Genomic DNA, 20881 nt, shown 5'->3' with positions numbered 1-20881 from the left:
AACTTTCAATGTTTTTCTTTGTTTCCAAGGTGTTCTGGTTCGTTGCTCAACCCTTGAATTTTTCCATTCTGCTGATGGGCCTCGCATTTTTTGCCGTGTGGTTCTCCTGGCGGCGCATGGCGATGACCGCATCCGCCGGGGCATTTCTGATCCTGGGGCTGGCCGTCTGGAGTTCGCTGGGCGCGCTTCTCATGCATCCGTTGGAAGACCGGTTCAAGCGCCCGTCGCCCGCACCGTCGCATGTCGATGGCATCATCGTCCTTGGCGGCGGTTTCGAAGGCGGGGTCAATCTGGTGCGCGGCGGCTACGAGCTCAATGCCAGCGGTGACCGCTTCGTTGAAACGGCGGTGCTGGCGCGGCGTTACCCCGAGGCAAAAGTTGTGGTCACCGGCGGAGGCGGTACGCTGGTGCTGGAGGGCGAGGGCGATGCCGCCACGGCGCCGCGCCTGTTGACGGCGCTCGGCGTTGCCGCCGACCGGCTGGTTCTCGAGAATGAATCGCGCAACACCTACGAGAATGCCCAGTTCACCAAAAAGCTGCTCGACATCAAACCCGGCGAGACGTGGCTGCTCGTCACGTCCGCCTTCCACATGCCGCGTTCGGTCGGACTGTTCCGCAAGGCGGGCTTCGACGTGGTGCCGTGGCCTGCCGATTACCGCACCTCCGGCATCGAATATCCCGGATTTGCCCAGGACAACCCGATCGATTCCCTGCAGAACCTGACGATTGTCCTGAAGGAATGGGTCGGGCTTTTCGCCTATTGGGCGACCGGCCGCACCGATGAACTGTTGCCGTCGCCATGATGAAGCAGGTGGACGTTCTCATCATCGGGGCGGGCGCTGCGGGCATGATGTGCGCTGTCGAGGCGGGCAAGCGCGGCCGCTCGGTGCTCATTGTCGATCACGCCAAGGCGCCGGGCGACAAGATCCGCATTTCCGGCGGCGGGCGCTGCAATTTCACCAATCTCAACGCCGCCCCGCAGAACTACATCAGCAAAAACCCACATTTCTGCATTTCCGCGCTGCGCCGCTATACCCAGCGCCATTTCATCGCGCTGGTCGACCGCTATGGCATCGCTTGGCATGAGAAGACGCTGGGCCAGCTGTTCTGCGACGGTTCGGCCAAGCAGATCATCGATCTGCTGGTGACGGAGATGAAGCAGGCCAATGTCGAGCTGCGGTTGCAGACGGTGGTGGAGTCCATTGAAGCAACGACGGATGGCTATACCGTCGCGCTGTCCGGCGAGCGCGTGCGCTGTACCTCGCTGGTGGTCGCCTGTGGCGGCAAGTCCATTCCCAAAATGGGCGCAACCGGCTTTGGCTACGATGTTGCCAGACAGTTCGGCCTGGCGCTGACCGACATCCGCCCGGCGCTGGTGCCGCTGACCTTCGATGACAACACGCTGGCGCCGCTGAAACCCCTGTCCGGTATTTCCGTCGATGCTGTCATCAGCCACGGCAAGACAAAATTTGCCGAAGCCATGCTCTTCACCCATCGCGGTCTCAGCGGCCCGTCGATCCTGCAGATTTCGTCCTATTGGCGCGAAGGCGACACGATCAGCGTCGCCATGCTGCCGGGTGTCAAAATTCTTGACGCGCTGCGCGCCGCCCGTGCGCGCAATGGGCGGCAGGCGCTGCAGACAGCCTTGTCGGAGCTTCTGCCGAAGCGGCTGGCGCAGCTGATCGCCGAAAACAGCGGCATCCACAGCCATCTCGCCGATGTCTCCGACAAGCAGTTGCTCGGCGTCGAGAAGGCCATCAATGAATGGCAGGTCAAGCCCGCCGGGTCGGAAGGCTACCGCACGGCGGAAGTCACGCTGGGCGGTGTCGACACGGACGGGCTCGACCAGAAGACGATGGAAGCCAAATCCGTCAAAGGCCTCTACTTCATCGGTGAAGTGGTCGACGTGACGGGCTGGCTCGGCGGCTACAATTTTCAGTGGGCCTGGTCATCCGGCTGGGTGGCAGGGCAGGCGGTTTAGGAGAAAGCAGTGATGGATGATCTGAACTGGCGTGTCGAGGAAGCGTGTTTCAATGCGTGGCCGTCGCCGCGGCAGATTCTGCATGGCGGCTGGCTGATGCGGTTTTCCGGCGGCGGCGTTCGCCGCACCAATTCGGTCAACCCTTTGCGCGGACCGCGCGCCGAACCTGCCGGCGTGATCGATGCGGCGGAAAAACTCTATGGCGCGCTCGGCCGCGACTACATTTTCCGGGTGCCGACCATCGCCGATGAAATGGAGTCGCATCTGGTCGAGCGCGGTTACCGCTTCGAGGGCGGCAGCACGGTTCTGCATTGTGACCTGCGCCGCCATCGCCCAGGCGGCGCTGCTGCCGCCGAACTGTCGCGCGAGATGACGCCGGGCTGGTCACGTGATGGCAAGCGCATCTCCGGCTGGCCGGACGCCGAACAGGCGGTTTTCACCGATATGATCGCCTCCATCGTCGTGCCAAAGGCCTTTGCGTCCGTCACTATGGATGGCCGGATCGTCGCGAAGGCCTATGGTGCCATCAGCAACGGCCTGCTGGTGCTGGAATCCGTCGCCACCGATGCGGATTACCGCAAGCGCGGCTATGGCCAGCGGGCGGTTGGAACCTTGCTCGACTGGGCGCGGGACGAGGGCGCCGAGGGTGCCTGTCTGCAGGTTCTCACCGACAACCAGCCAGCGCGGGCGCTCTATGCCTCGCTGGGTTTTGACCGCGAACTGCACAGCTATCACTATCGCCGGAAACCATAGTCGGCAAGAATCTCCGGCAATGCCGTTAATCGAATTGCCTGATGCCGGGAAACCTGCTTCCCTGACGGCACAGCGTGTCTGTTGAAGCCGCTGTGCAGTCAAACTGGGAGGGAAGACAGCCATGTGGATCAAACTGACCGACGTCAACGGCGATCTCATCACACTCAACTTTGCCCATGTCGTATCGTTCAACCCTTACGGGACGGGAACGCACATCGTGACCGTCACCGCTGGTCTGACCTTCTTCGTCAAGGAGACGATTGACCAGATCCAGCGCAAGGTCGGCATCGAGTCCATCTAGGCCGCCACGCGATCACCCCGGTTGCAAAGCCCTTGGTGCGTGGTTCGACAAGCTCACCATGAGGGATGTGGTTTGGCTGCAATGCCAATCGCGGGCGCTGCAGAATATCGCTCCCTGCAATCCACGACCTCCCTCATGGTGAGCTTGTCGAACCATGCACCACAATCACCCACTCAGCCTCTGCCACGCCTGTTGCGTTAACCATAAGAGCGGGATCATCCCGGCCAGAACGGCCTTTTACTGTTGTTTCATAGTGTAATATTTACGTGATATTTACGGACGGGGAACCTTTTTACGATTTGTTGGTTTTATTCAAACGAGAGTCAAAATCGGATACAAATAGTGATTTGTTAAATCGTTTGAATTTTCTTAATGTCACAATGCATCCGAAATACAGACGCATGCTGAAACAGGATTATTCTCTTGGCGAGAGTAGTTTAACTAGAGGTGTGAACAATGCTAACAATAAATAAAGAAACGTCGTCGCCGTCTGAAGCACGTGTCATCAAACTGCCGAAGGTCGGCGTGAAGTCGAGCGCAACAATGGTCAAGGCCGCCGCCAAATTGGCAGAGCCATGCGACAAGCGCACCATTTCGCAGATCCTTCGCGAATCCAGCGGCGGCTTCAGCTTCCGCCGTTAATTCCCCGATATTCTTTTTGTCTTGAATACCAATATCCCGCCCTAGAGCGGGATATTGTCATGTTTCTTCCAGGGATTTTCGAGATCCTTGTTGCGCAGCATGCGCAGTGCCCGTGAAACCCGCTTGCGCGTGGAATGGGGCATGATCACCTCATCGATGTACCCGCGCTCGGCCGCCACGAACGGCGACAGGAACCTGTCCTCGTAGCGTTTCGTGTGCGCCGCGATTTTCTCCGCATCGCCAATATCCTTGCGGTAGATGATTTCCACCGCGCCCTTGGCACCCATCACCGCGATCTGCGCCGACGGCCAGGCATAATTGATGTCGCCGCGCAGATGCTTGGACGCCATCACGTCATAGGCGCCGCCATAGGCCTTGCGCGTGATGATGGTGATCTTCGGCACCGTTGCCTCCGCATAGGCGAACAAGAGTTTGGCGCCATGCTTGATCAGGCCGCCATATTCCTGCGCTGTGCCGGGGAGAAATCCGGGTACATCGACAAAGGTCACGATGGGAATGTTGAAGCAGTCGCAGAAGCGGACGAAGCGCGCCGCCTTGCGCGAGGCATCGCTGTCCAGCACGCCCGCGAGAACCATCGGCTGGTTGCCGACGATGCCGACGGTGCGGCCCTCGACGCGGCCGAAGCCGACGACGATGTTTTTGGCAAAGCTTTCCTGGATCTCGAAAAAGTCGGCCTCATCGACGGTTTTGCGGATCAGTTCCTTGATGTCGTAGGGCTTGTTGGCATTGTCCGGCACCAGCCGGTCGAGCGAGTAATCCGGCTCGTCGGTGTCCTGGAAACATTCGATCTCGGGAATATCGGCGGTGTTGGATGCCGGGAGAAAATCAATCAGGCGGCGCATCTGCAGGAGGGCAGCCACGTCATTGTCATAGGCGCCGTCGGCAATCGACGATTTGGTGGTGTGGATCGACGCGCCGCCCAGCTGCTCGGCCGTCACCGTTTCATTGGTCACGGTCTTCACCACATCCGGCCCTGTGACGAACATGTAGGACGTGTCGCGCACCATGAAGATGAAATCCGTCATGGCGGGGGAATAGACGTCGCCGCCCGCACACGGTCCCATGATCACCGAAATCTGCGGAATGACGCCTGACGCAAGCACGTTGCGCTGAAAGATTTCCGCATAGCCGCCGAGCGCCGCCACGCCTTCCTGGATACGCGCGCCGCCCGCATCGTAAAGCCCGATCACCGGCGCGCGGTTGCGCAGGGCCATGTCCTGGATTTTCTGCACCTTTTCCGCATGCGCCTCGGAGAGCGAGCCGCCGAACACGGTAAAATCCTTGGCGAAGACGAAAACCGTGCGCCCGTTGATGGTGCCCCAGCCGGTCACGACGCCATCGCCGGCAAATTTTGTCTCTTCCATGCCGAAATCGGTCGAGCGGTGTTCGACGAACATGTCGAACTCCTCGAACGAGCCTTCGTCGAGGAAAATGTCGATGCGTTCGCGCGCCGTCAGCTTGCCGCGCTTGTGCTGGGCCTCGATCCGCGTCTTGCCGCCGCCCTCCCGCGCAATGGTCCTGCGGCGTTCCAGCTCGATCAGCACATCCTTCATGGCATCCTCCTCATTGTGACATTTCTGATATCAGGACAAACCGGCCTGCGAAAGCGGTTTGTCGGCGATATCAAACGGCCGTCGCGGTGAAATTCCGGCCGCGTGATTGCTATCCCGTCCCAAGTCGGGCTAAGCCTGTTCTTGGAGTCCTGTCGGACAAAACTGTTTCGGGGGAAACATGGAAGGCTCGCCACAACCACGGTTCGGCCGTCCGGCTGAATATACCGGTCACCGGTTTGCGTTCTCCGGCACCACCAAGGAATATTTCGGCATCTGGATCGTCAACGTATTGCTGACGATTGTGACGCTCGGCATCTATTCCGCCTGGGCAAAGGTGCGGCGCAATCGCTATTTCTACGGCAATACCAAACTGGCCGATGGCTGGTTCGATTATCACGCACGGCCGAAGCAGATTCTGATCGGCCGCGTCCTCGTCGTCGGCTATCTCATCCTCTACAATATACTGCTGCGGTTTTCGCCGCTCCTCGGCGGGCTGCTCGGCCTGGTGTTCATCGTCGCGATCCCCTGGCTGATTGCGCGGGGTCTGCGTTTCAGCGCACGCGTCACCAGCTACCGCAATGTGCGCTTCGATTTCACCGGCGGTTACTGGGGTGCGGTCAGGGCTTTCTTCCTCAGCAGCCTTGTGGCGGGGATTTCCTTTGGCCTGCTCGCACCCATCGCCAGCCGGTGGACCTTGCGCTACACGCTCGGCAACCTGCGCTATGGCGGCAAGGTGTTTTCGCCGGACCCGACGATCGGCTCGCTTTATCGCGTCTGGGTTTTACCTGCCGTACTGACGGTTGCCGGGCTTTTTCTTTTCGGAATCCTGATCGCCGGCGCATCGGCCGGGCTTGCGGCAATGAAGGCGGAGGCTTCGAGCGGCGAAGTGGCATTCATTCTGCTCATATATCTTCTGTTCGTGCCCGTGCTGCTGATCTATGCCGTCACGGGACTGCTCTATTCCGCCGGCATACGCAATGCCGGTCTGAGTGCCACGACATTCGATGACAGGCACTATCTCTATTCCGACATGCCACGCTGGACCTATGCCTGGGTGATGATTTCCAATCTGGTTGTCACTATCGTCACCCTCGGGCTGATGCGGCCCTGGGCTGCTGTCCGGCTGGCGCGCTTTCATGCGGCCTACACGGCCATTGTCTTTGACGGCGATGTCGGCGAGATTTTCTCGGATATCAAGGACAGCGGTTCGGCTGTCGGTTCGGAATTCATGGATATCGAAGGTATCGACTTTGGCTTCTGACATGGGAAAACTGACGACAGGCCTCTGGTACCGCGAAGGATCGAGCGCGGGCCGGGGAGCCAGTCTGGTTTTCGCCGACGCTGCCGTATCGGTCGTTGCCGTGGATGGAACGGTCCTGTCCGCCGCCGCCTTCGATCAGATCGGCATCAGCGACCGTGTCGGGTCGATACCGCGGCGCCTGACCTATCCCGACAGGACCAGTTTCGAGACGATGGACAATGACGCCATCGATGCGCTGGTGGCGGCGCAGCAGGGGCGCAGCGCCGGGTGGGTGCACCGGCTGGAGCGGTTCCATCCCCGGCTGCTGGTGCTCGTCCTCCTGACCTTTGTCTTCGCCTTCTCGATCTACCGCTTTGCCGTGCCCGCGCTGGTCGAAGTCGCCGTTGTGGTCACGCCGCCGGTTGTCCCCGCCCTCATGTCGAAAGGGACGCTGCAAACGCTCGACACGACGGTTTTCTCCCCCAGCACTTTGCCGGATGCCGACAAGGTCAAGCTGAACGAGGGCTTCGGCAAACTCGCGGCCAAATCCAGCCTCGGCGCTGGCGGCTTCAACCTGAATTTTCGCGATGGCGGCATCATCGGCCCCAATGCGTTCGCCTTGCCGGACGGCACGGTCGTCATCACCGACCAGCTGGTCAGGCTGGCGGCTGGCGACACGGACATGCTGCTCGGCGTGCTTGCCCACGAGATCGGCCATGTGGAGCTGAAACACAGCCTGCGCCAGCTCTACCGCGCCGCCGGGGTTGCCGGGCTGATCATGCTGATCGGCGGCGATATCGGCGGCAGCACCCATGACGTGCTGGTGCAGGGCGGCGGTTTGCTGGCCTTGTCCTATTCGCGTGCCGACGAAAGCGCCGCCGACCGGCACAGCGTCGAACTGATGCAGAAGGCCGGTTTTGACCCCGCCGCCATTGCCCGCTTCTTCGCGCTGGTGGAGGACAAGCTCGACGACCACAGCCCCACCAGCATGCTGCAAACCCATCCCGGCACGCCCGAGCGGCGGAAAATGGTGCTCGACTATGCCGGGGCGTTGAAGGCGAGGGCCGGGACGGGCAATTAATTCAGGCCAAATCTTGGACGAAAGCCGCCAGCTGGTCGATGGCGGTGCCCCAGCCCTCGTCAAATCCCATCTCTTCATGCTTGCGGGCGTCGGCGGTGTCCTTGTGCAGGACGCGCGAGGCGTAGCGGGTGCCGCTGCCCTCGGCCTCGAAGGTGATGATCGCGGTCAGGGCCAGCCAGGGTTCGGCCGGTTTCCAGCCACCGGTCATGACGGTGGTGAACACCAGTTTCGCTTCCGGCACGATCTCCAGGAAACAGCCATCGACATGCGGCTGGAAATCGCCGCCGTCCTCGCGCATGCGCGTCTCGAACGCGCCGCCGGGGTGAAGGTCGAGCTTGACCACCTTGCATTCGATGGGGGCGGGGATCCACCATTTCGCCAGATGCTCCGGCGTGCTCCAGGCCTGCCAGACGAGGGCGGGCGGCGCCTTGATGAAACGCGCAATGGTCAGTTCGGATGGGTCAACCGGCATCTTCAACACTCCCGTGCATCTGGGTTTCAACATAATCGGCCAGCCGGTCCGCCCGGCCCTGCCAGAGGGCCCGCTGCTCGGCGAGCCAGGTTTCAGCGGCCGCGAGCCTTTCGGTATCCACCCAGCAGGTGCGCACGCGGCCGATCTTTCTGGAATGGATCAGCCCGTCGGCCTCAAGCACCCGCAGGTGCTTCATGAAGGACGGCAATCCCATGGCAAAGGGTTCCGCCAGTTCCTTGACCGGGGCGGGGCCCCGGGTCAGGCGGCTGACCACGGCGCGGCGGGTGGGGTCGGCGAGGGCGTGAAAGGCGGCATCCAGCGATATCTGATAGTTTTCCATATGGAGAACTATAGTCAAAAGTTTTCCATTTGGCAAACTGTTTTAGGTGCAGAAGTGAAATGCGCTAATCCGCCAGCCGGACACCGGCGCCGCCGGCGCGCTCGGCGCCCTTGTCGAGAAAGACCACCCCGGCCGCCGTCAAGGCGTCCTTGAGATCGTCAAGCGTCCGGTCATAGGGGATGCGTTTGCCGGTTTCGAAGGTTGCAATGGTCGCCGGCGCAACCTTTGCCACCTCCGCAAGCCTGGATTGCGACCAGCCAATCAGGGCGCGTGCAGCACGGCACTGTGCGGGGGAGATTATCATATTTCATCAACCTTGAATTTTTTATATTGACTACCGCAAAAGCATATGGTTATATTATTCATATAAACTCAAAGTCATAGTAGGTCATCCCATATTGCTGGGTACGTTTCTGAAAGCGTACTCACAAAGAAAAAAATTGAACAATTTTGTCGAGACTCCCTCATGAGCAATCGATCAACCCAGCTGGTGGATGCCAGCAATCTGCTGATTGAACTCAAGAACCTTGTCGAAGTGCTGTGCATGGCCGCGTCCGATATCCACGATGAGCGGCAGCAATGCGCGATCCAGTGCATCTGCGATATTGCCGATGAGCGGATTGCCGCAATCAATGCGGTGCTGGACGCTGCACGCCAGGAGCCGGTTTGAAGCCGTCCGCAGCGGGCGGATGATTATTTCACCTTGGCCTGTTTGAGGGCGTCGTTGATACGGCTCTGCCAGCCTTTGCCCGTGGCCTTGAATTTTGCCAGGACATCAGGGTCGAGCCGCAGGGTGACCGGCGTCTTGGTCACGGCCAGAGGCGGGCGGCCACGCGCGGCGATCTCCTTGTCGATTTCGCGGGCGAGCTCGGGAAACACTTCCCTGAACGGCCGCATCTGTTGCATTTCTTCCTTGGTCAGTTCCGGACTGTCGACGGCCTCCCAGTCTTCCCTGCTATAGCCGCGACCCGGTTGGAATGCCTTCTGCAATTCGCGTTTGACAGCCATCAGATCAGCTCCCTTTCCTTCCGGTCGCCATTTGCAAGGCGTGCGGTGCGCGGTTCGACAAGCTCACCATGAGGGACGACGAGGAGTGCAAGAAACTCTATTCTGCAACACTTCTGATTGGCTTGGCAGCTATCATTTCGGCTAACTTTACAGCCCACCTTCCTCATGGTGAGCTTGTCGAACCACGCACCCTGCATCAAACACCATCCATCACCGCCGCCTCTCAGGCGGCGGTGATGGCATTGGCATAAATTTACCAGCTGCCGGTGTTTTGCATCGACAGCCAGGGTTCCTGCGGCGGCAGCGGTGCGCCTTTCTGCAGGATTTCGATGGAAATGCCGTCGGGCGAGCGGACGAAGGCCATGTTGCCGTCGCGGGGCGGGCGGTTGATGATGACGCCGCTGTCCTGCAACTTCTGGCAGGTGGCGTAGATGTTGTCGACGACATAGGCGAGGTGGCCGAAATTGCGCCCGCCCGTATAGGTTTCCGGGTCCCAGTTGTAGGTCAGTTCCAGTTCCGGCGCCCGTTCGGCCACGGCGCGGCCCTTGTCGTCGGGAGCGGCCAGGAAAATCAGCGTGAAACGGCCTTTTTCGTTTTCCGTACGCCGAATTTCCTCAAGGCCGAATTTGTTGCAGTAGAAATCCAGCGATTCATCGATATCGCGGACGCGGACCATTGTGTGAAGATAGCGCATCGTTTTCCCTTGATGTGTGCGTCAGTGTATGAAAGGCGGCAGCAACCGGACGGCTGCCCCGGGCAATTGTGCAATTGCCCCGGGCAATCGTATCATTGCCCCGGGGTGATCATGCGATCGCCGGGCTAGGCGCCTACATCTTTTTGGTAACATTATTTTCATGACGCCACAAATTGACAGGCTTACAACGGGTGGTTGAACCGGTCATCACAAGATTTGCACCTGTTTTTCAACAAAAACAGCCAGATGATACTTGCCCTCATCCATTGGACAGGTGTTATTCTGACTCCAGAGAATCAGTGGTTGCTTTCAGGAGAGGAGGGGCTCGCTTCATGTCAGACAGACCAGTATCAGCCCGGCATTCCCCCGATGATGAACAATTAGCCGATGGCCTCGACCTCATCGAGGTTTCGGGCGCCATCAAATGGTTCGATGTCGCCAAGGGATATGGCTTTGTAATCCCCGACAATGCTGATCTGCCTGATATCCTGCTGCATGTGACCTGCCTGCGCCGCGACGGCTTCCAGACCGCGCTCGAAGGCGCGCGTGTCGTCTGTGAAGTCAAGCAGGGCGAGCGCGGCATGCAGTGCTTCCGCGTGCTCTCGATGGACAGTTCCACCGCCGTTCACCCGACCGAACTGCCGCCGGTGCGCACCCATGTCACCGTCACGCCGTCGAGCGGCCTCGAACGCGTTCTGGTCAAGTGGTTCAACCGCACCAAGGGCTTTGGCTTTCTTACCCGCGGCGAAGGCACCGAGGATATCTTTATCCACATGGAAACGCTGCGCCGCTTCGGCCTGACCGAACTGCGTCCGGGACAGGTGGTGCTGGTCCGTTTCGGCAATGGTGACAAGGGCCTGATGGCTTCGGAAATTCACCCGGATATCGGCACGCAGCTGCCGGCATCCCACTAAGACATCCCATGAACAGTCTGCTCCGCGTGTGCCGGTCTTTGCTGATCGGCCTTCTTGCGCTGGTCCTTGCCACATCGGCCGTGCGCGCCGCGGATCAGCAGCCGATGCATCTGCCCATCGATGCGGCGCCGCTGGTGATCAATACCGCCAGGGGCGATGTTCCCTTTCAGGTGGAGGTGGCCGATACCGACGAGGAGCGCGAGCGGGGATTGATGTTCCGCACCGATCTTAAGGACAACAGCGCCATGCTGTTCGTGTTCGAGGACAGCCGTCTCGTCACCATGTGGATGGAGAATACCCCTTCGGCGCTCGACATGATTTTCCTCGATGAAAACGGCCGTGTATCGGCGATTCGCGCCAATGCGGTGCCGTTTTCCCGGACGACGATTTCCTCCGGCGGTCCCGCGCGGTTCGTCATCGAAGTCAAGGCAGGCACGGCCCGGCGGCTGGGCGTTGCGGTCGGCGACAAGGTGCATCACCCGGCCATCGCAGCGGTCTGCGGCACCTGCACCAAAAAATAGGCTGCATTCGCGTGGTTCGTGGTTCGACAAGCTCACCATGAGGGAGGTGGAGGATTGCAGGGAGCACTATTCTGCAACCCATCAGATTGACCTTGCGCCAAACCACCTCCCTCATGGTGAGCTTGTCGAACCACGCACGATGACCCATAGCATTGCGCCTTGTTTCCAGGAAAAAAGCCCCTTACCATTTTTGACCAGATCAATGAGTCCCGACCCCATGCAATTTTTTGAGAATGATGGATTGAAGCTCGCCTATCTCGATGAGGGCGCGGGCGAACCGGTTCTGCTGATCCACGGCTTTGCCTCGTCGCATTTCTACAATTGGGTGCAGCCTGGCTGGGTGCCGGCCCTGACCGCCGCCGGCTACCGGACCATCGCCATCGACAATCGTGGCCACGGCCAGTCGGACAAGCCGCATGAAAAATCGCTGTATACGCCGACCCTGATGGCCGGGGATGCCGCGGCCCTGCTCAGGCATCTCGGCATCGCGAAAGCCCATGTGATGGGCTATTCCATGGGCGCGCGCATCACCGCTTTCCTGGCGCTGGAACATCCCGAACTGGTGCATGACGTCATTTTCGGCGGGCTTGGTATCGGCATGGTGGAAGGCGCCGGCGACTGGAATCCCATCGCCGAGGCGCTGCTGGCGGAAGACGCCGAGACGGTGACGCATCCGCGCGGAAAAATGTTCCGCATGTTCGCCGACAAGACCAGAAGCGACAAGATCGCCCTGGCCGCCTGCGTGATCACCTCCAAGGAGGAAATCAGCGAAGCCAATATGGCGCGCATCACCCAGCCGGCGCTGGTTGCGGTGGGAACCAAGGACGACATCGGCGGCAACCCGCACCGGCTGGCGGCGCTGATGCCGCAGGGCGAGGCCATCGACATCCCCAACCGCGATCACATGCTGGCCGTCGGCGACAAGGTGTTCAAGGAAGCCGTGCTCACGTTTTTGAAAGCCCACCCGCTCTGAGGGCGGCGGTGTAAACCGCAAGAAGATGTGTGGTGCGTGGTTCGACAAGCTCACCATGAGGGATGTGGAGGATTGCAGGGAGCACTCTTCTGCAATGGTTCCGATGAGCGTTACAGCACCAACCTCCCTCATGGTGAGCTTGTCGAACCACGCATAGACCGCGACACTGTTTCAGCCCGGTGAATTTGGGGTGTCAACCCATCGCTTTTGCCGTATGCTGGTGGCAACGCAAGACTATTGGCTGATTGCCTGGAGTAGGACATGTCCGCAAGCAACCCGATGAAAATGACCGGATCGGTCAAGCAGATGGATCCGATCTGGCTGTCCATCCGTGCCGAAGCCGAGGAAACCATCCGCCAGGAGCCACTGCTGGCGACGTTCCTGTACACCACGATTCTCAACCACCAGTCGCTGGAGCAGGCGGTCATTCACCGCATTTCACAGCGGCTCGATCATCCGGATGTCGAGTCGGAGCTGCTACGCCAGACCTTTACCGCGATGATGGACGCCACGCCGTCCTGGTCGCAGATTCTGCGCGTCGACATCCAGGCCGTCTATGACCGCGATCCCGCCTGCACGCGGTTCATCGAGCCGATCCTTTATTTCAAGGGGTTCCAGGCGATCCAGACGCACCGGCTGGCCAACTGGCTGTGGAACGAGGGCCGCAAGGACTTTGCCCTCTACCTGCAGAGCCGCTCATCCTCCGTCTTCCAGACCGATATCCATCCCGCCGTGCCGATGGGGCAGGGCGTGTTCTTCGACCATGCCACCGGCATCGTCGTCGGCATGACCGCCGTCATCGAGGACAATGTCTCGATCCTGCAGGGCGTCACGCTCGGCGGTACCGGTAAGGAAACCGGCGACCGTCATCCAAAAATTCGCCACGGCGTGCTGATCGGTGCCGGGGCCAGCATCCTTGGCAATATCGAAATCGGCCATTGCTCGAAAGTTGCCTCCGGTTCCGTGGTGCTCAAGCCCGTGCCGCACAATGTCACCGTCGCCGGGGTTCCCGCCCGGGTCGTTGGCGAAACCGGCTGCGCCGAACCGTCCCGCGCCATGGACCAGCTCATCACCAATTTCGACTGAAACCGGGCGCTTCAGTGATTGAAACGAACATGCCGGCCCTTTACAGGGCCGGTTGCTGCATGCCACAAGCCCGCTTCACAATTTTGCATTCGACAGGAGAAACCGCGTGAAACCCGAAGAACTGAAAAAACTCGACAGCTATTTCAAGCGTACATTCAGAAACACGGAACTCACGGTAAAGGCCCGTCCCCGCAAGGACGATTCGGCTGAACTCTATCTTGGCGATGAATTTCTCGGCCTGATCTACAAGGATGAAGATGAGGGCGAACTGTCCTACAACTTCTCCATGGCCATTCTCGACATGGATCTCTGACGGTTAACGCCGTTTGGAATGGAAGTGCCGCCCGCATTCGGCGTCACTTCGGTGTCTTGAGATGGCCTTGCGCAAAGGCCAGGACCTTTTGCTCCAATTCCTGCCAGTTGGCGAGAAATTCGCGCGGGAATCGGTAGGTCAGCTGCAGATCCTCACCGATGAAAACATCCCGCTGGCAGGAGGCAAGGTTGCTTTTCGACGTCGCCTCGTCGAGGCAGCGCGCGACAAAGAAGCTGCGGCCCTTGCTTTCCGGTGAGGAGACGAGCTGCTCACTGACGAAACCGCTGGTGGCGCGAAAGGTCTGGATGGTCAGGCCCGCCGGGCCTTTGATGCCGGGGCCGTCCGTCAACGTGCTGTAGACCGGACCGTAGCGGCCGGACATGTCGCGCGAGGTTGCGCGCGGCTCAAACGTCAGGAAGAGCAGCGCCTTCTTTTCGCCCGCGCCGTTGAAATCCCGGATGAATTCCGGTTGGTAGCCCTGCATGTCGGGCCAGTGCAGATAGAGATCAACCCGCTGCGCCACCCCATCGCGCCGCTGCGCCCGGAAGCGGATGGCGTTGGCCGGCAGCGCCAGCACGCTGTTGCCGATCACCACCTCATGCACGTTGGTGTCTTCCGTATGCCCGCCGAGGGAAATCGTATGGCCGAAATAATGCCCGGCAACGACAAGCCCGACCGTCAGGAGGGCGAGCGCCGCGACGCCATAGAAAATGCGCTGCAGAAAGGGGCTGCCCGTTATCGATTCCACGCGCTGTGCGGAAGCTTGCATCAACCTTCGGGTCCTGTTGCCTCGGTTGACAGGGAGGCTAACGTCAAAGTGCTGATTTATGGTTAACCACACGTGAAAGTTGTATTCGCATCGGCATCGCCAAGCGGGCGGCGGCTCGCTAAGCTGAGCGTGAAGAATCTGAGGAGGAACGATGCCCCTATTCACGCTCGACGGCCACGCGCCTGAATTTGAACACCGGAAATCGAACTGGATCGCGCCCGATGCGACGCTGGTCGGCAAGGTCTTTCTCGGTGAAAATGCCGGCATCTGGTTCGGTGCCGTTCTGCGCGGCGACAATGAACTGATCCATGTCGGCCGCAACACCAATGTCCAGGAACATACGGTGATGCACACGGATATGGGTTATCCCCTGACGATCGGCGAGGGCTGCACCATCGGCCACCGCGCCATGCTGCACGGCTGCACCATCGGCGAAAACACGCTGATCGGCATCGGCGCCATCATTCTCAACGGTGCGAAAATCGGCAGGAATTCGCTGGTGGGCGCCGGAGCGCTGGTGACGGAGCGCAAGGAGTTCCCCGACAATGCGCTTATTGTCGGATCGCCGGCGCGGGTCATCCGCACGCTGGACGGGGCTGCCATCGAACAGCTCCGGCTTTCCGCCGCCCATTATGTCGAGAACGGCAGGCGCTTCATGCGGGGGCTTGAGATCAGCTGATCCTGTCCGGCATTATTTCCCGATGCTGCCGACCAGAACCTGGCGGTCGTCGGTGATGGACACCCATGCGCCGGTATAATGCGTCGACTGGCGCTTCAGATAGTCATAGCTCGTTTCGTTCCACGGCTTGATCTGCGGTTCCAGATTGTCGAGGACATAGTCGCCCCGGTCGGTGCGCACGGTCAGAACCGCATGGCCTTCGCCATTCATCTGGCGCACGACGGTGATCAGCAGCGCGCTGACGGGCAGGCCGCGCTGCATCAGCATCCGGCGCTTGAGCAGCACGTAGTCTTCGCAGTCGCCGACATTGCCGACCTTGTCGGGATAGCCCCAATATTCCTCGACGCCGTAGATTTCCATGTCCGTGGCCGGCTTGATATCCGTGTTGACCTGGGTGTTGACCTGAACCAGCTGCGCCCAGACTTTTGGCGTCAGGGACACCGGCGTGTCGCTGATGCTGCGGATGCGGCATTCGTCCTGGTAGATCTGGCAGAAATCGTAATGGCCGATAGGCTGCGAAGTGCGCCCGCCGGTCTGCATCACCGTCGCCGTGGACCGCGCCGGGCCCGCCTGGGTGCCTATGCTCATCAACAGAAGGGCTGCGCCCGCAAGAATTATGCTTTTTATCATACCGTCGTCTCCCCGGTTGAGGTGACAATGACAGGGAGACCTTGATCTGATGGAAATCTGCAGCAATAAATCCGAACAAAACGGGTAGCAGAAAATAAACTATCGCTCGTTGCGAAGTATTATTGAATATTACTGTTTTGTTTAAAGCAGGAGTTTGGCGAAGTATACGAAGTATATTTCGGTTAAAGTTTGGTTTTTCTCGGAAGGTAATTATTTATGATCGCTTAAAGCGTGCCGCTCTATGGCTTGCACGCTGAAGTCATTTGGTAACCAAGCGAGGGATATTTAATTCTGCAGGGAGATTTCGATGGCTTCCCGGCTCTGGACCGTCGCGAACTCGATGGCAATGCCTTCCTCGAAATGGCGCACGACGCGCCCGCGCATGGAGCCGAGAACGACCTGGCTGTGCAGGGCGGGGCGCATGCGGATTTCAACCGCCGCGCCGGAGATCGACAAATCGATGATGCGGCAGGGATATTCGCGGCCATCCGCCATGCCGAGCTTGGCAATGGGGTTGCGCGGCGCGATACGCTGGTGGCGCCGGTCTTCCGGCATGTCCAGCTCATGCTTGTTGGCAAGCCAGGTCAGCTGCGCCGCGATCTTGTTCTTCTTGCGCTCCGATGCGACGAGCGAAAGGTAAAAGCCGTTGCTGACGAGGCGCTCCACCGTGCCTTCGATGCGACCGATATGATCGACATAGGCAATGATGCGCTCGCCCGTACCGGCCATGACTTCCGTGGTGAACAGGGCCTCGCCAGGCGACATTTCACTGATCTGACCGACATGTTCGGTCCGGTCTTCCAGCATGAAGCGGCCGTAAAGTTCGACCTTCACGCGATGGAATTTTCCCGTCGTGGCGATAGTCTGGGTTGAATCGTCACGGGTCAGATGCATGAAGTGTGTCCGAAGGCTTAAAATGACTCTTTATCTCTGAAGATTAGAACACAAGTCTTAACGGCGATGTAACAGATGCAGGTCTTGCTTAGGTTTTACTAACCTAGTCCAAGATTTTCCCGCCGTCGAAGACCATGAGATGTCTGACCCGGCGGCTGCCATTGGGAGCAGGCAGGAGTATATTGGAAATCAGGGGCTTGTGATCTTCAGCCCGGACGCTGCCGGCAGGCATATTGGCTGCATTGCGCGGATCGATCATCGCGATGGAGCGCAGGCTGTTTTCGATGATCGCGTCGGATTCCAGCCAGAACGGCTTGCCGGCCGGCGCGATCATGCCCAGCAGGTGCCGTTCATGCACCTCGTTGGCGAGGGGCAGCAGGATGAGGTTGAACAGCATCTTGCGCCCGCGGCTGCTCTTGCCCTCATAGGTCGACTGGACGACGGTCTTGCTGGTCAGGCTGCTGGCGACGATGCGCGCGATGACGACCCTGTCCTTGGCCTGCCAGATGGAGCTGAAGCTCTGGCCTTTCAGTTCGCGGCCATAGATCGAGCAGATGCGCGTTCCGGCCAGCCGGAACCGCGCTTCGCCGGGGCCGCTGGCGCGCAGGATGAAGGTTTCGGACAGGCGCGAGCGGATGAGCGCGGGCGAAATCTCCCGCCGTTCCGGCGCTGCGCGGGTTCCGCGCAGATCGTTCCAGTAGGCGAAGATCTCGCTGGTTCCGTCGTGCCGCATATGCTGCTTCCTGTTGATATTCCGGTCTTGCGCCGTATGGGGTGCGTGGTTCGACAAGCTCACCATGAGGGTGTGGTCTGGCTGCAATGCCAATAGCAAACGCCGCAGACTATGACTCCCTGCAACCCACAACCTCCCTCATGGTGAGCTTGTCGAACCACGCGCCACGAACCCCCGCTGTCCACGAGCGCTGACTTTGGCACCGGCAGGCGGGAAGCGCCATTGGCGAAGCGGCTGCGTCCACCGCAGGGGACGATTAAGGTTAACAAATGGTTTAGATTGAGCGGCCGCTGCCGGCATGCGACAAGGGGGGCGAGTAGAGTTCTATGTTCATGTATCCAGCTCGGGGCCGTTCAACATCATTGAACGGCCTTATTTTTGTTTGGAGAGTTTGCTGCTAAGCACGCATTGCACTGAATCAGTTGCGGGAAGAATGACGGACCTATGAGCACCCCTGATCAATCACCGGCACGCGAGCCGATCTTCAACATTCCCGGCGTCATCCTCGCCATATTCGCCATCTGCGCCGCGGTGTTTCTGGTTGAAAACTACGTGCTGACCGAGGCGCAGGACAACAATTTCCTGCTGGATTACGCCTTCATTCCCGCGCGGTTTTCCCAGTTCGGCGGGTTTTATTCGCCCGCCGCCTGGCTGACCACCATCACCTATTCCTTCATGCACGGCAGTTTTGCCCATATAGCGCTCAATATGGTCTGGCTTGCCGCCTTCGGCTCGCCGCTGGCGGCGCGCATCGGGCCGCTGCGCACGTCGCTGTTCTGGATCGTCACCGCCGTTGCCGCCGTCATGATGCACTTTGCCATTTACCCCGCCAGCCCGATCCCGCTGGTCGGTGCCTCCGGCGCCATATCCGGCATGATGGGGGCGGCCGCGCGCTTCGGTTTCCGCCGCTCGACCCAGCGCAATTCCGCGGCGTTTACCGGGCCGATCCTGCCGATTGCCGTTGCGCTGCGGACCCGCACCGTTCTCGTTTTCGTCGCCGTCTGGTTCATCACCAATATCGGCACCGGCCTTTTCGCCGTCGTGCCGGGAGATGCCGCAACGATCGCCTGGGAAGCGCATATTGGCGGCTTTCTCATCGGGTTTCTGGGCATTGCCCTGTTTGATCGCGGCGACCGGCGCTGAATTGTCGGCATGATTGCAAAGCTGTTGCATTGGGGGCAACATACGCGCACCATGGCGCATTGACCGCCGGGATAAAGGAGGATCGCGGCGGTCAGCGTTAGGACTTATGTGCAAGGAGGACGTACATGACAGTCAAAATGATACTGGAACGCAAAGGCTACGACGTTTTTAGCGCAGCACCCGAAACGACCCTTGGCGACGCGGTCGCCGCACTGGCCAAACACAAGATCGGCGCCATTGTCATCGTCGATGACAAGAAGGCCATCAAGGGTATTCTCTCCGAGCGCGACGTCGTGCGCGCCATTGCTGCCGATGGCGCCGATGTGCTCTGGCGTCCCGTTTCCGAAATCATGACCATCAAGGTCAGCGTGTGCTCGGAAAAGCATACGGTCAACCAGGTCATGGAAATGATGACCCGCGGCCGCTTCCGCCACCTGCCGGTCGAGAAGGATGGCCGGTTGCACGGTATCGTGTCCATCGGCGACGTGGTGAAGCTGCGCATCGAGGAAGTGGAGCGCGAGTCCCAGGAAATTCGCAGTTATATCGCAACCGCCTGAAGCGGTTGCGCTGACGGATCGGGTCAGAACACGACCTTCTGCATGCGCTCGAGCTCGCCGAGCCGGGCCATGGTTTCCTCATAGCCGAGTTTGATCGCCTCGTCGGCGCGGTGAAACTCGGCCAGCCCCACATGGCCGATTTTCGGCAGCAGCGCGATGTCAGGCGGATCGCCGGCCATGCGGGCGCGGGAAATCCGGTCCTGAATGATGTTGAACGATTCCATCATCACGCCGGTAATGCCAAGCCGCGTGGCGCGCGCCGCGCGGAAATGCGCCACCGCGCCTTCGCGTTCGGCATCGGCGGCAAGCGTCGCTCCGGCCGAATGCTTGATCACGGCGGCACGCCCGAACTGGTCGTAGTGCAGGTTCACCGCCACCACCAGCGGCTGTTCGTAGGAGCGGCAGACGGAAACCGGCACCGGATTGACCAGCGCGCCGTCCACCAGGATGCGGCCGTTGCACTCGACCGGCTCGAACACGCCGGGCAGGGCATAGGATGCCCGCATGGCGGTGATCAGGTTGCCGCGCGTCAGCCAGATTTCGTGGCCGGTATTGATCTCCGTGCACACCGCGATGAACGGTTTCGGCAGGTCTTCGATGGAAAGCGCGGAGAGATGGTCGCGCAGGCGCTTGTCAAGCTTCATGCCGCCGAACAGGCCGCTGCCGCCGAACCGCAGGTCCAGCAGCGAGAAAATGCCGCGCTTGGTCAGGCTGCGCGCGAACTCTTCCAGCTGGTCGAGCTTGCCGCCGAGATAACAGCCGCCGACCAGCGCGCCGATCGACGTGCCCGCAATCATGGAAATCTCGATACCGGCCTCGTCGAGCGCGCGCAGCACGCCGATATGCGCCCAGCCGCGCGCCGCGCCGCCGCCCAGGGCCAGCGCGATTGGGGCTCTCTTGTCACTGTGGGGGGACGGATCCATGACCGGTGTTTCAGGACCGTTCGTAACGCCAATCGGTTCTGCCGCACGTAGCCGTCGCGATGCCCATTCGAGCATGGCATGCACTCCTAAAGTCGTATTCGCACATTATCCCCTCACTTTGGTATCCAAAGGATGAATATTGCGGAATTATGGCCGCTTAGCCAACCAACGAAAACGAGAGCATCCGATCAACGGCACCGGAGAGCAGAAATATGCTACGCCTCCGGCGTCATGACCAGATGGGATGTGCCATTTTCGCTGACGACCTGACGGTAGAAACATGATCGGCGGCCAGTATGGCACGTCGGGCCGTTTCCAGCCACCGTTACCTCCAGCCAAAGCGCGTCCTGATCGCAATCGGTGCGCATTCGGACAACGGTCTGCAGGTTTCCGGAGGTCTCGCCCTTCTTCCACAGCGACTGGCGCGACCGCGACCAGTAATGGGCGATGCCGGTCTCCAAAGTCAGGCGCAGCGATTGCGCATTCATGTGCGCCACCATCAGGAGATGGCCGTCACGCGCATCGGTGACGACGGCGGTCACGAGACCAGCGGCATCGAAGCGCGGTGCGAACACCGCGCCTTCTTCGTTTGCATGTGTGTCGGCAAGGGGCGACGAAAAGGAACCGTTGGACATGACTGCCAATTCTGGAAAAGACTGG

At 60.0% G+C, this 20881-nt stretch carries 28 protein-coding genes; 16 read left to right on the top strand and 12 right to left on the bottom strand.

What is annotated here, in order from left to right; translation table 11 throughout:
• Positions 1-8 precede the first annotated feature (8 nt).
• The 5 genes from ACZ25R_RS13845 (at position 9) to ACZ25R_RS13825 (ending at position 3677) form a co-directional block, all read left to right on the top strand.
• Positions 9-803 (top strand): YdcF family protein, encoded by a 795-nt coding sequence (locus ACZ25R_RS13845; RefSeq protein WP_472461284.1) that lies wholly within the window; start codon positions 9-11, stop codon positions 801-803.
• Positions 803-1981 carry a BaiN/RdsA family NAD(P)/FAD-dependent oxidoreductase gene (locus ACZ25R_RS13840; protein ID WP_472462492.1) on the top strand — a complete coding sequence of 393 codons (1179 nt, stop codon included), beginning with the start codon at positions 803-805 and terminating at the stop codon, positions 1979-1981. Before ACZ25R_RS13845 ends, ACZ25R_RS13840 begins: the two co-directional genes overlap by 1 nt.
• A gap of 12 nt (positions 1982-1993) precedes the next feature.
• On the top strand, positions 1994-2734 hold the full coding sequence (locus ACZ25R_RS13835) for a GNAT family N-acetyltransferase (protein ID WP_472461283.1): 741 nt from the start codon (positions 1994-1996) through the stop codon (positions 2732-2734).
• A gap of 121 nt (positions 2735-2855) precedes the next feature.
• Positions 2856-3035: a hypothetical protein gene (locus ACZ25R_RS13830; protein WP_346305684.1), complete on the top strand. Its 180-nt coding sequence runs from the start codon at positions 2856-2858 to the stop codon at positions 3033-3035.
• Between the two features lie 456 nt (positions 3036-3491).
• Positions 3492-3677 carry a hypothetical protein gene (locus ACZ25R_RS13825; RefSeq protein ID WP_223615146.1) on the top strand — a complete coding sequence of 62 codons (186 nt, stop codon included), beginning with the start codon at positions 3492-3494 and terminating at the stop codon, positions 3675-3677.
• Positions 3678-3718: 41 nt separating this feature from the next.
• Here the strand turns inward: ACZ25R_RS13825 and ACZ25R_RS13820 are convergent, their stop codons facing one another.
• Positions 3719-5251 (bottom strand): acyl-CoA carboxylase subunit beta, encoded by a 1533-nt coding sequence (locus ACZ25R_RS13820; protein WP_223615145.1) that lies wholly within the window; start codon positions 5249-5251, stop codon positions 3719-3721.
• 178 nt (positions 5252-5429) lie between these two features.
• Between ACZ25R_RS13820 and ACZ25R_RS13815 the strand changes: the two genes are divergently transcribed.
• Together ACZ25R_RS13815 and ACZ25R_RS13810 are read left to right on the top strand one after the other, a co-directional pair.
• A complete protein-coding gene (locus ACZ25R_RS13815) occupies positions 5430-6512 on the top strand; it encodes a YjgN family protein (protein WP_472461282.1) in 1083 nt (360 codons plus the stop codon).
• Between the two features lies 1 nt (position 6513).
• Positions 6514-7572 carry a M48 family metallopeptidase gene (locus tag ACZ25R_RS13810; protein ID WP_472461281.1) on the top strand — a complete coding sequence of 353 codons (1059 nt, stop codon included), beginning with the start codon at positions 6514-6516 and terminating at the stop codon, positions 7570-7572.
• A gap of 1 nt (position 7573) precedes the next feature.
• On the opposite strand, the gene ACZ25R_RS13805 is transcribed toward ACZ25R_RS13810, so the two are convergent.
• From ACZ25R_RS13805 to ACZ25R_RS13795, 3 genes are read right to left on the bottom strand one after another with little or no spacing between them, the layout of a single operon-like run.
• Entirely contained in the window at positions 7574-8044 is a 471-nt protein-coding gene (locus ACZ25R_RS13805; protein ID WP_472461280.1) for an SRPBCC family protein, read from the bottom strand.
• Entirely contained in the window at positions 8034-8402 is a 369-nt protein-coding gene (locus ACZ25R_RS13800) for an ArsR/SmtB family transcription factor (protein WP_464660075.1), read from the bottom strand. Before ACZ25R_RS13800 ends, ACZ25R_RS13805 begins: the two co-directional genes overlap by 11 nt.
• A 46-nt stretch (positions 8403-8448) precedes the next feature.
• Complete coding sequence (locus tag ACZ25R_RS13795) at positions 8449-8688, bottom strand: helix-turn-helix domain-containing protein (protein ID WP_472461279.1); 240 nt, start codon at positions 8686-8688, stop codon at positions 8449-8451.
• A gap of 162 nt (positions 8689-8850) precedes the next feature.
• On the opposite strand from ACZ25R_RS13795, the gene ACZ25R_RS13790 reads away from it, so the two are divergent.
• Positions 8851-9054 carry a hypothetical protein gene (locus tag ACZ25R_RS13790; RefSeq protein WP_223615136.1) on the top strand — a complete coding sequence of 68 codons (204 nt, stop codon included), beginning with the start codon at positions 8851-8853 and terminating at the stop codon, positions 9052-9054.
• Between the two features lie 23 nt (positions 9055-9077).
• Here the strand turns inward: ACZ25R_RS13790 and ACZ25R_RS13785 are convergent, their stop codons facing one another.
• Positions 9078-9392, bottom strand: a complete 315-nt coding sequence (locus ACZ25R_RS13785; RefSeq protein WP_472461278.1) for a BrnA antitoxin family protein — start codon at positions 9390-9392, stop codon at positions 9078-9080.
• A 253-nt stretch (positions 9393-9645) separates the two neighbouring features.
• Positions 9646-10086, bottom strand: coding sequence for a VOC family protein (locus ACZ25R_RS13780; RefSeq protein ID WP_223615134.1), 441 nt, complete (start codon positions 10084-10086; stop codon positions 9646-9648).
• Positions 10087-10418: 332 nt separating this feature from the next.
• Here ACZ25R_RS13780 and ACZ25R_RS13775 point away from each other — a divergent pair, with 332 nt between their 5' ends.
• The 5 genes from ACZ25R_RS13775 to ACZ25R_RS13755 all read left to right on the top strand — a co-directional run bounded on the left by ACZ25R_RS13775 (position 10419) and on the right by ACZ25R_RS13755 (position 13893).
• A complete protein-coding gene (locus tag ACZ25R_RS13775; protein ID WP_223615133.1) occupies positions 10419-11000 on the top strand; it encodes a cold-shock protein in 582 nt (193 codons plus the stop codon).
• A gap of 8 nt (positions 11001-11008) precedes the next feature.
• Positions 11009-11521: a DUF192 domain-containing protein gene (locus ACZ25R_RS13770; RefSeq protein WP_472461277.1), complete on the top strand. Its 513-nt coding sequence runs from the start codon at positions 11009-11011 to the stop codon at positions 11519-11521.
• A 217-nt stretch (positions 11522-11738) separates the two neighbouring features.
• The gene (locus ACZ25R_RS13765; RefSeq protein ID WP_472461276.1) at positions 11739-12494 is read left to right on the top strand and encodes an alpha/beta fold hydrolase; all 756 of its coding nucleotides are present in this window, start codon (positions 11739-11741) and stop codon (positions 12492-12494) included.
• 261 nt (positions 12495-12755) lie between these two features.
• A complete protein-coding gene (gene cysE, locus ACZ25R_RS13760) occupies positions 12756-13580 on the top strand; it encodes a serine O-acetyltransferase (RefSeq protein ID WP_223615130.1) in 825 nt (274 codons plus the stop codon).
• A 106-nt stretch (positions 13581-13686) separates the two neighbouring features.
• Positions 13687-13893, top strand: a complete 207-nt coding sequence (locus ACZ25R_RS13755) for a DUF3126 family protein (RefSeq protein ID WP_105733161.1) — start codon at positions 13687-13689, stop codon at positions 13891-13893.
• A 43-nt stretch (positions 13894-13936) separates the two neighbouring features.
• On the opposite strand, the gene ACZ25R_RS13750 is transcribed toward ACZ25R_RS13755, so the two are convergent.
• Complete coding sequence (locus ACZ25R_RS13750) at positions 13937-14662, bottom strand: hypothetical protein (protein WP_472461275.1); 726 nt, start codon at positions 14660-14662, stop codon at positions 13937-13939.
• A gap of 151 nt (positions 14663-14813) precedes the next feature.
• Between ACZ25R_RS13750 and ACZ25R_RS13745 the strand changes: the two genes are divergently transcribed.
• Positions 14814-15341: a gamma carbonic anhydrase family protein gene (locus tag ACZ25R_RS13745; RefSeq protein WP_472461274.1), complete on the top strand. Its 528-nt coding sequence runs from the start codon at positions 14814-14816 to the stop codon at positions 15339-15341.
• A gap of 12 nt (positions 15342-15353) precedes the next feature.
• Here the strand turns inward: ACZ25R_RS13745 and ACZ25R_RS13740 are convergent, their stop codons facing one another.
• The 3 genes from ACZ25R_RS13740 to ACZ25R_RS13730 all read right to left on the bottom strand — a co-directional run bounded on the left by ACZ25R_RS13740 (position 15354) and on the right by ACZ25R_RS13730 (position 17598).
• Positions 15354-15971: a transglutaminase-like cysteine peptidase gene (locus tag ACZ25R_RS13740; RefSeq protein WP_403173460.1), complete on the bottom strand. Its 618-nt coding sequence runs from the start codon at positions 15969-15971 to the stop codon at positions 15354-15356.
• Between the two features lie 285 nt (positions 15972-16256).
• Positions 16257-16865 (bottom strand): PilZ domain-containing protein, encoded by a 609-nt coding sequence (locus tag ACZ25R_RS13735; protein ID WP_464660094.1) that lies wholly within the window; start codon positions 16863-16865, stop codon positions 16257-16259.
• 103 nt (positions 16866-16968) lie between these two features.
• Positions 16969-17598 (bottom strand): PAS domain-containing protein, encoded by a 630-nt coding sequence (locus tag ACZ25R_RS13730; RefSeq protein WP_472461273.1) that lies wholly within the window; start codon positions 17596-17598, stop codon positions 16969-16971.
• Between the two features lie 444 nt (positions 17599-18042).
• Between ACZ25R_RS13730 and ACZ25R_RS13725 the strand changes: the two genes are divergently transcribed.
• Positions 18043-18741: a rhomboid family intramembrane serine protease gene (locus tag ACZ25R_RS13725; RefSeq protein ID WP_464660096.1), complete on the top strand. Its 699-nt coding sequence runs from the start codon at positions 18043-18045 to the stop codon at positions 18739-18741.
• A gap of 125 nt (positions 18742-18866) precedes the next feature.
• Complete coding sequence (locus ACZ25R_RS13720) at positions 18867-19298, top strand: CBS domain-containing protein (protein WP_464660098.1); 432 nt, start codon at positions 18867-18869, stop codon at positions 19296-19298.
• Positions 19299-19321: 23 nt separating this feature from the next.
• Here ACZ25R_RS13720 and ACZ25R_RS13715 read toward each other — a convergent pair whose 3' ends face one another.
• Together ACZ25R_RS13715 and hisI are read right to left on the bottom strand one after the other, a co-directional pair.
• Entirely contained in the window at positions 19322-20296 is a 975-nt protein-coding gene (locus ACZ25R_RS13715) for a patatin family protein (protein ID WP_472461272.1), read from the bottom strand.
• A gap of 140 nt (positions 20297-20436) precedes the next feature.
• Positions 20437-20856, bottom strand: a complete 420-nt coding sequence (gene hisI / locus ACZ25R_RS13710) for a phosphoribosyl-AMP cyclohydrolase (protein WP_403173479.1) — start codon at positions 20854-20856, stop codon at positions 20437-20439.
• Positions 20857-20881 lie beyond the last annotated feature (25 nt).

This window comes from Phyllobacterium sp. RCAM01083 (genome assembly GCF_055685835.1).
The sequence above is the reverse complement of the archived record's forward strand: the minus strand, read 5'-3'. Positions and strand labels throughout refer to the sequence as shown.

What these genes read in the sequence shown, in the direction of transcription:
- ACZ25R_RS13845 (WP_472461284.1), top strand. Translation starts at nt 9, where the DNA reads ATGTTTTTCTTTGTTTCCAAGGTGTTCTGGTTCGTTGCTCAACCCTTG.
- ACZ25R_RS13840 (WP_472462492.1), top strand. Translation starts at nt 803, where the DNA reads ATGAAGCAGGTGGACGTTCTCATCATCGGGGCGGGCGCTGCGGGCATG.
- ACZ25R_RS13835 (WP_472461283.1), top strand. Translation starts at nt 1,994, where the DNA reads ATGGATGATCTGAACTGGCGTGTCGAGGAAGCGTGTTTCAATGCGTGG.
- ACZ25R_RS13830 (WP_346305684.1), top strand. Translation starts at nt 2,856, where the DNA reads ATGTGGATCAAACTGACCGACGTCAACGGCGATCTCATCACACTCAAC.
- ACZ25R_RS13825 (WP_223615146.1), top strand. Translation starts at nt 3,492, where the DNA reads ATGCTAACAATAAATAAAGAAACGTCGTCGCCGTCTGAAGCACGTGTC.
- ACZ25R_RS13820 (WP_223615145.1), bottom strand. Translation starts at nt 5,251, where the DNA reads ATGAAGGATGTGCTGATCGAGCTGGAACGCCGCAGGACCATTGCGCGG.
- ACZ25R_RS13815 (WP_472461282.1), top strand. Translation starts at nt 5,430, where the DNA reads ATGGAAGGCTCGCCACAACCACGGTTCGGCCGTCCGGCTGAATATACC.
- ACZ25R_RS13810 (WP_472461281.1), top strand. Translation starts at nt 6,514, where the DNA reads ATGGGAAAACTGACGACAGGCCTCTGGTACCGCGAAGGATCGAGCGCG.
- ACZ25R_RS13805 (WP_472461280.1), bottom strand. Translation starts at nt 8,044, where the DNA reads ATGCCGGTTGACCCATCCGAACTGACCATTGCGCGTTTCATCAAGGCG.
- ACZ25R_RS13795 (WP_472461279.1), bottom strand. Translation starts at nt 8,688, where the DNA reads ATGATAATCTCCCCCGCACAGTGCCGTGCTGCACGCGCCCTGATTGGC.
- ACZ25R_RS13790 (WP_223615136.1), top strand. Translation starts at nt 8,851, where the DNA reads ATGAGCAATCGATCAACCCAGCTGGTGGATGCCAGCAATCTGCTGATT.
- ACZ25R_RS13785 (WP_472461278.1), bottom strand. Translation starts at nt 9,392, where the DNA reads ATGGCTGTCAAACGCGAATTGCAGAAGGCATTCCAACCGGGTCGCGGC.
- ACZ25R_RS13780 (WP_223615134.1), bottom strand. Translation starts at nt 10,086, where the DNA reads ATGCGCTATCTTCACACAATGGTCCGCGTCCGCGATATCGATGAATCG.
- ACZ25R_RS13775 (WP_223615133.1), top strand. Translation starts at nt 10,419, where the DNA reads ATGTCAGACAGACCAGTATCAGCCCGGCATTCCCCCGATGATGAACAA.
- ACZ25R_RS13770 (WP_472461277.1), top strand. Translation starts at nt 11,009, where the DNA reads ATGAACAGTCTGCTCCGCGTGTGCCGGTCTTTGCTGATCGGCCTTCTT.
- ACZ25R_RS13765 (WP_472461276.1), top strand. Translation starts at nt 11,739, where the DNA reads ATGCAATTTTTTGAGAATGATGGATTGAAGCTCGCCTATCTCGATGAG.
- cysE (WP_223615130.1), top strand. Translation starts at nt 12,756, where the DNA reads ATGTCCGCAAGCAACCCGATGAAAATGACCGGATCGGTCAAGCAGATG.
- ACZ25R_RS13750 (WP_472461275.1), bottom strand. Translation starts at nt 14,662, where the DNA reads ATGCAAGCTTCCGCACAGCGCGTGGAATCGATAACGGGCAGCCCCTTT.
- ACZ25R_RS13745 (WP_472461274.1), top strand. Translation starts at nt 14,814, where the DNA reads ATGCCCCTATTCACGCTCGACGGCCACGCGCCTGAATTTGAACACCGG.
- ACZ25R_RS13740 (WP_403173460.1), bottom strand. Translation starts at nt 15,971, where the DNA reads ATGATAAAAAGCATAATTCTTGCGGGCGCAGCCCTTCTGTTGATGAGC.
- ACZ25R_RS13735 (WP_464660094.1), bottom strand. Translation starts at nt 16,865, where the DNA reads ATGCATCTGACCCGTGACGATTCAACCCAGACTATCGCCACGACGGGA.
- ACZ25R_RS13730 (WP_472461273.1), bottom strand. Translation starts at nt 17,598, where the DNA reads ATGCGGCACGACGGAACCAGCGAGATCTTCGCCTACTGGAACGATCTG.
- ACZ25R_RS13725 (WP_464660096.1), top strand. Translation starts at nt 18,043, where the DNA reads ATGAGCACCCCTGATCAATCACCGGCACGCGAGCCGATCTTCAACATT.
- ACZ25R_RS13720 (WP_464660098.1), top strand. Translation starts at nt 18,867, where the DNA reads ATGACAGTCAAAATGATACTGGAACGCAAAGGCTACGACGTTTTTAGC.
- ACZ25R_RS13715 (WP_472461272.1), bottom strand. Translation starts at nt 20,296, where the DNA reads ATGCTCGAATGGGCATCGCGACGGCTACGTGCGGCAGAACCGATTGGC.
- hisI (WP_403173479.1), bottom strand. Translation starts at nt 20,856, where the DNA reads ATGTCCAACGGTTCCTTTTCGTCGCCCCTTGCCGACACACATGCAAAC.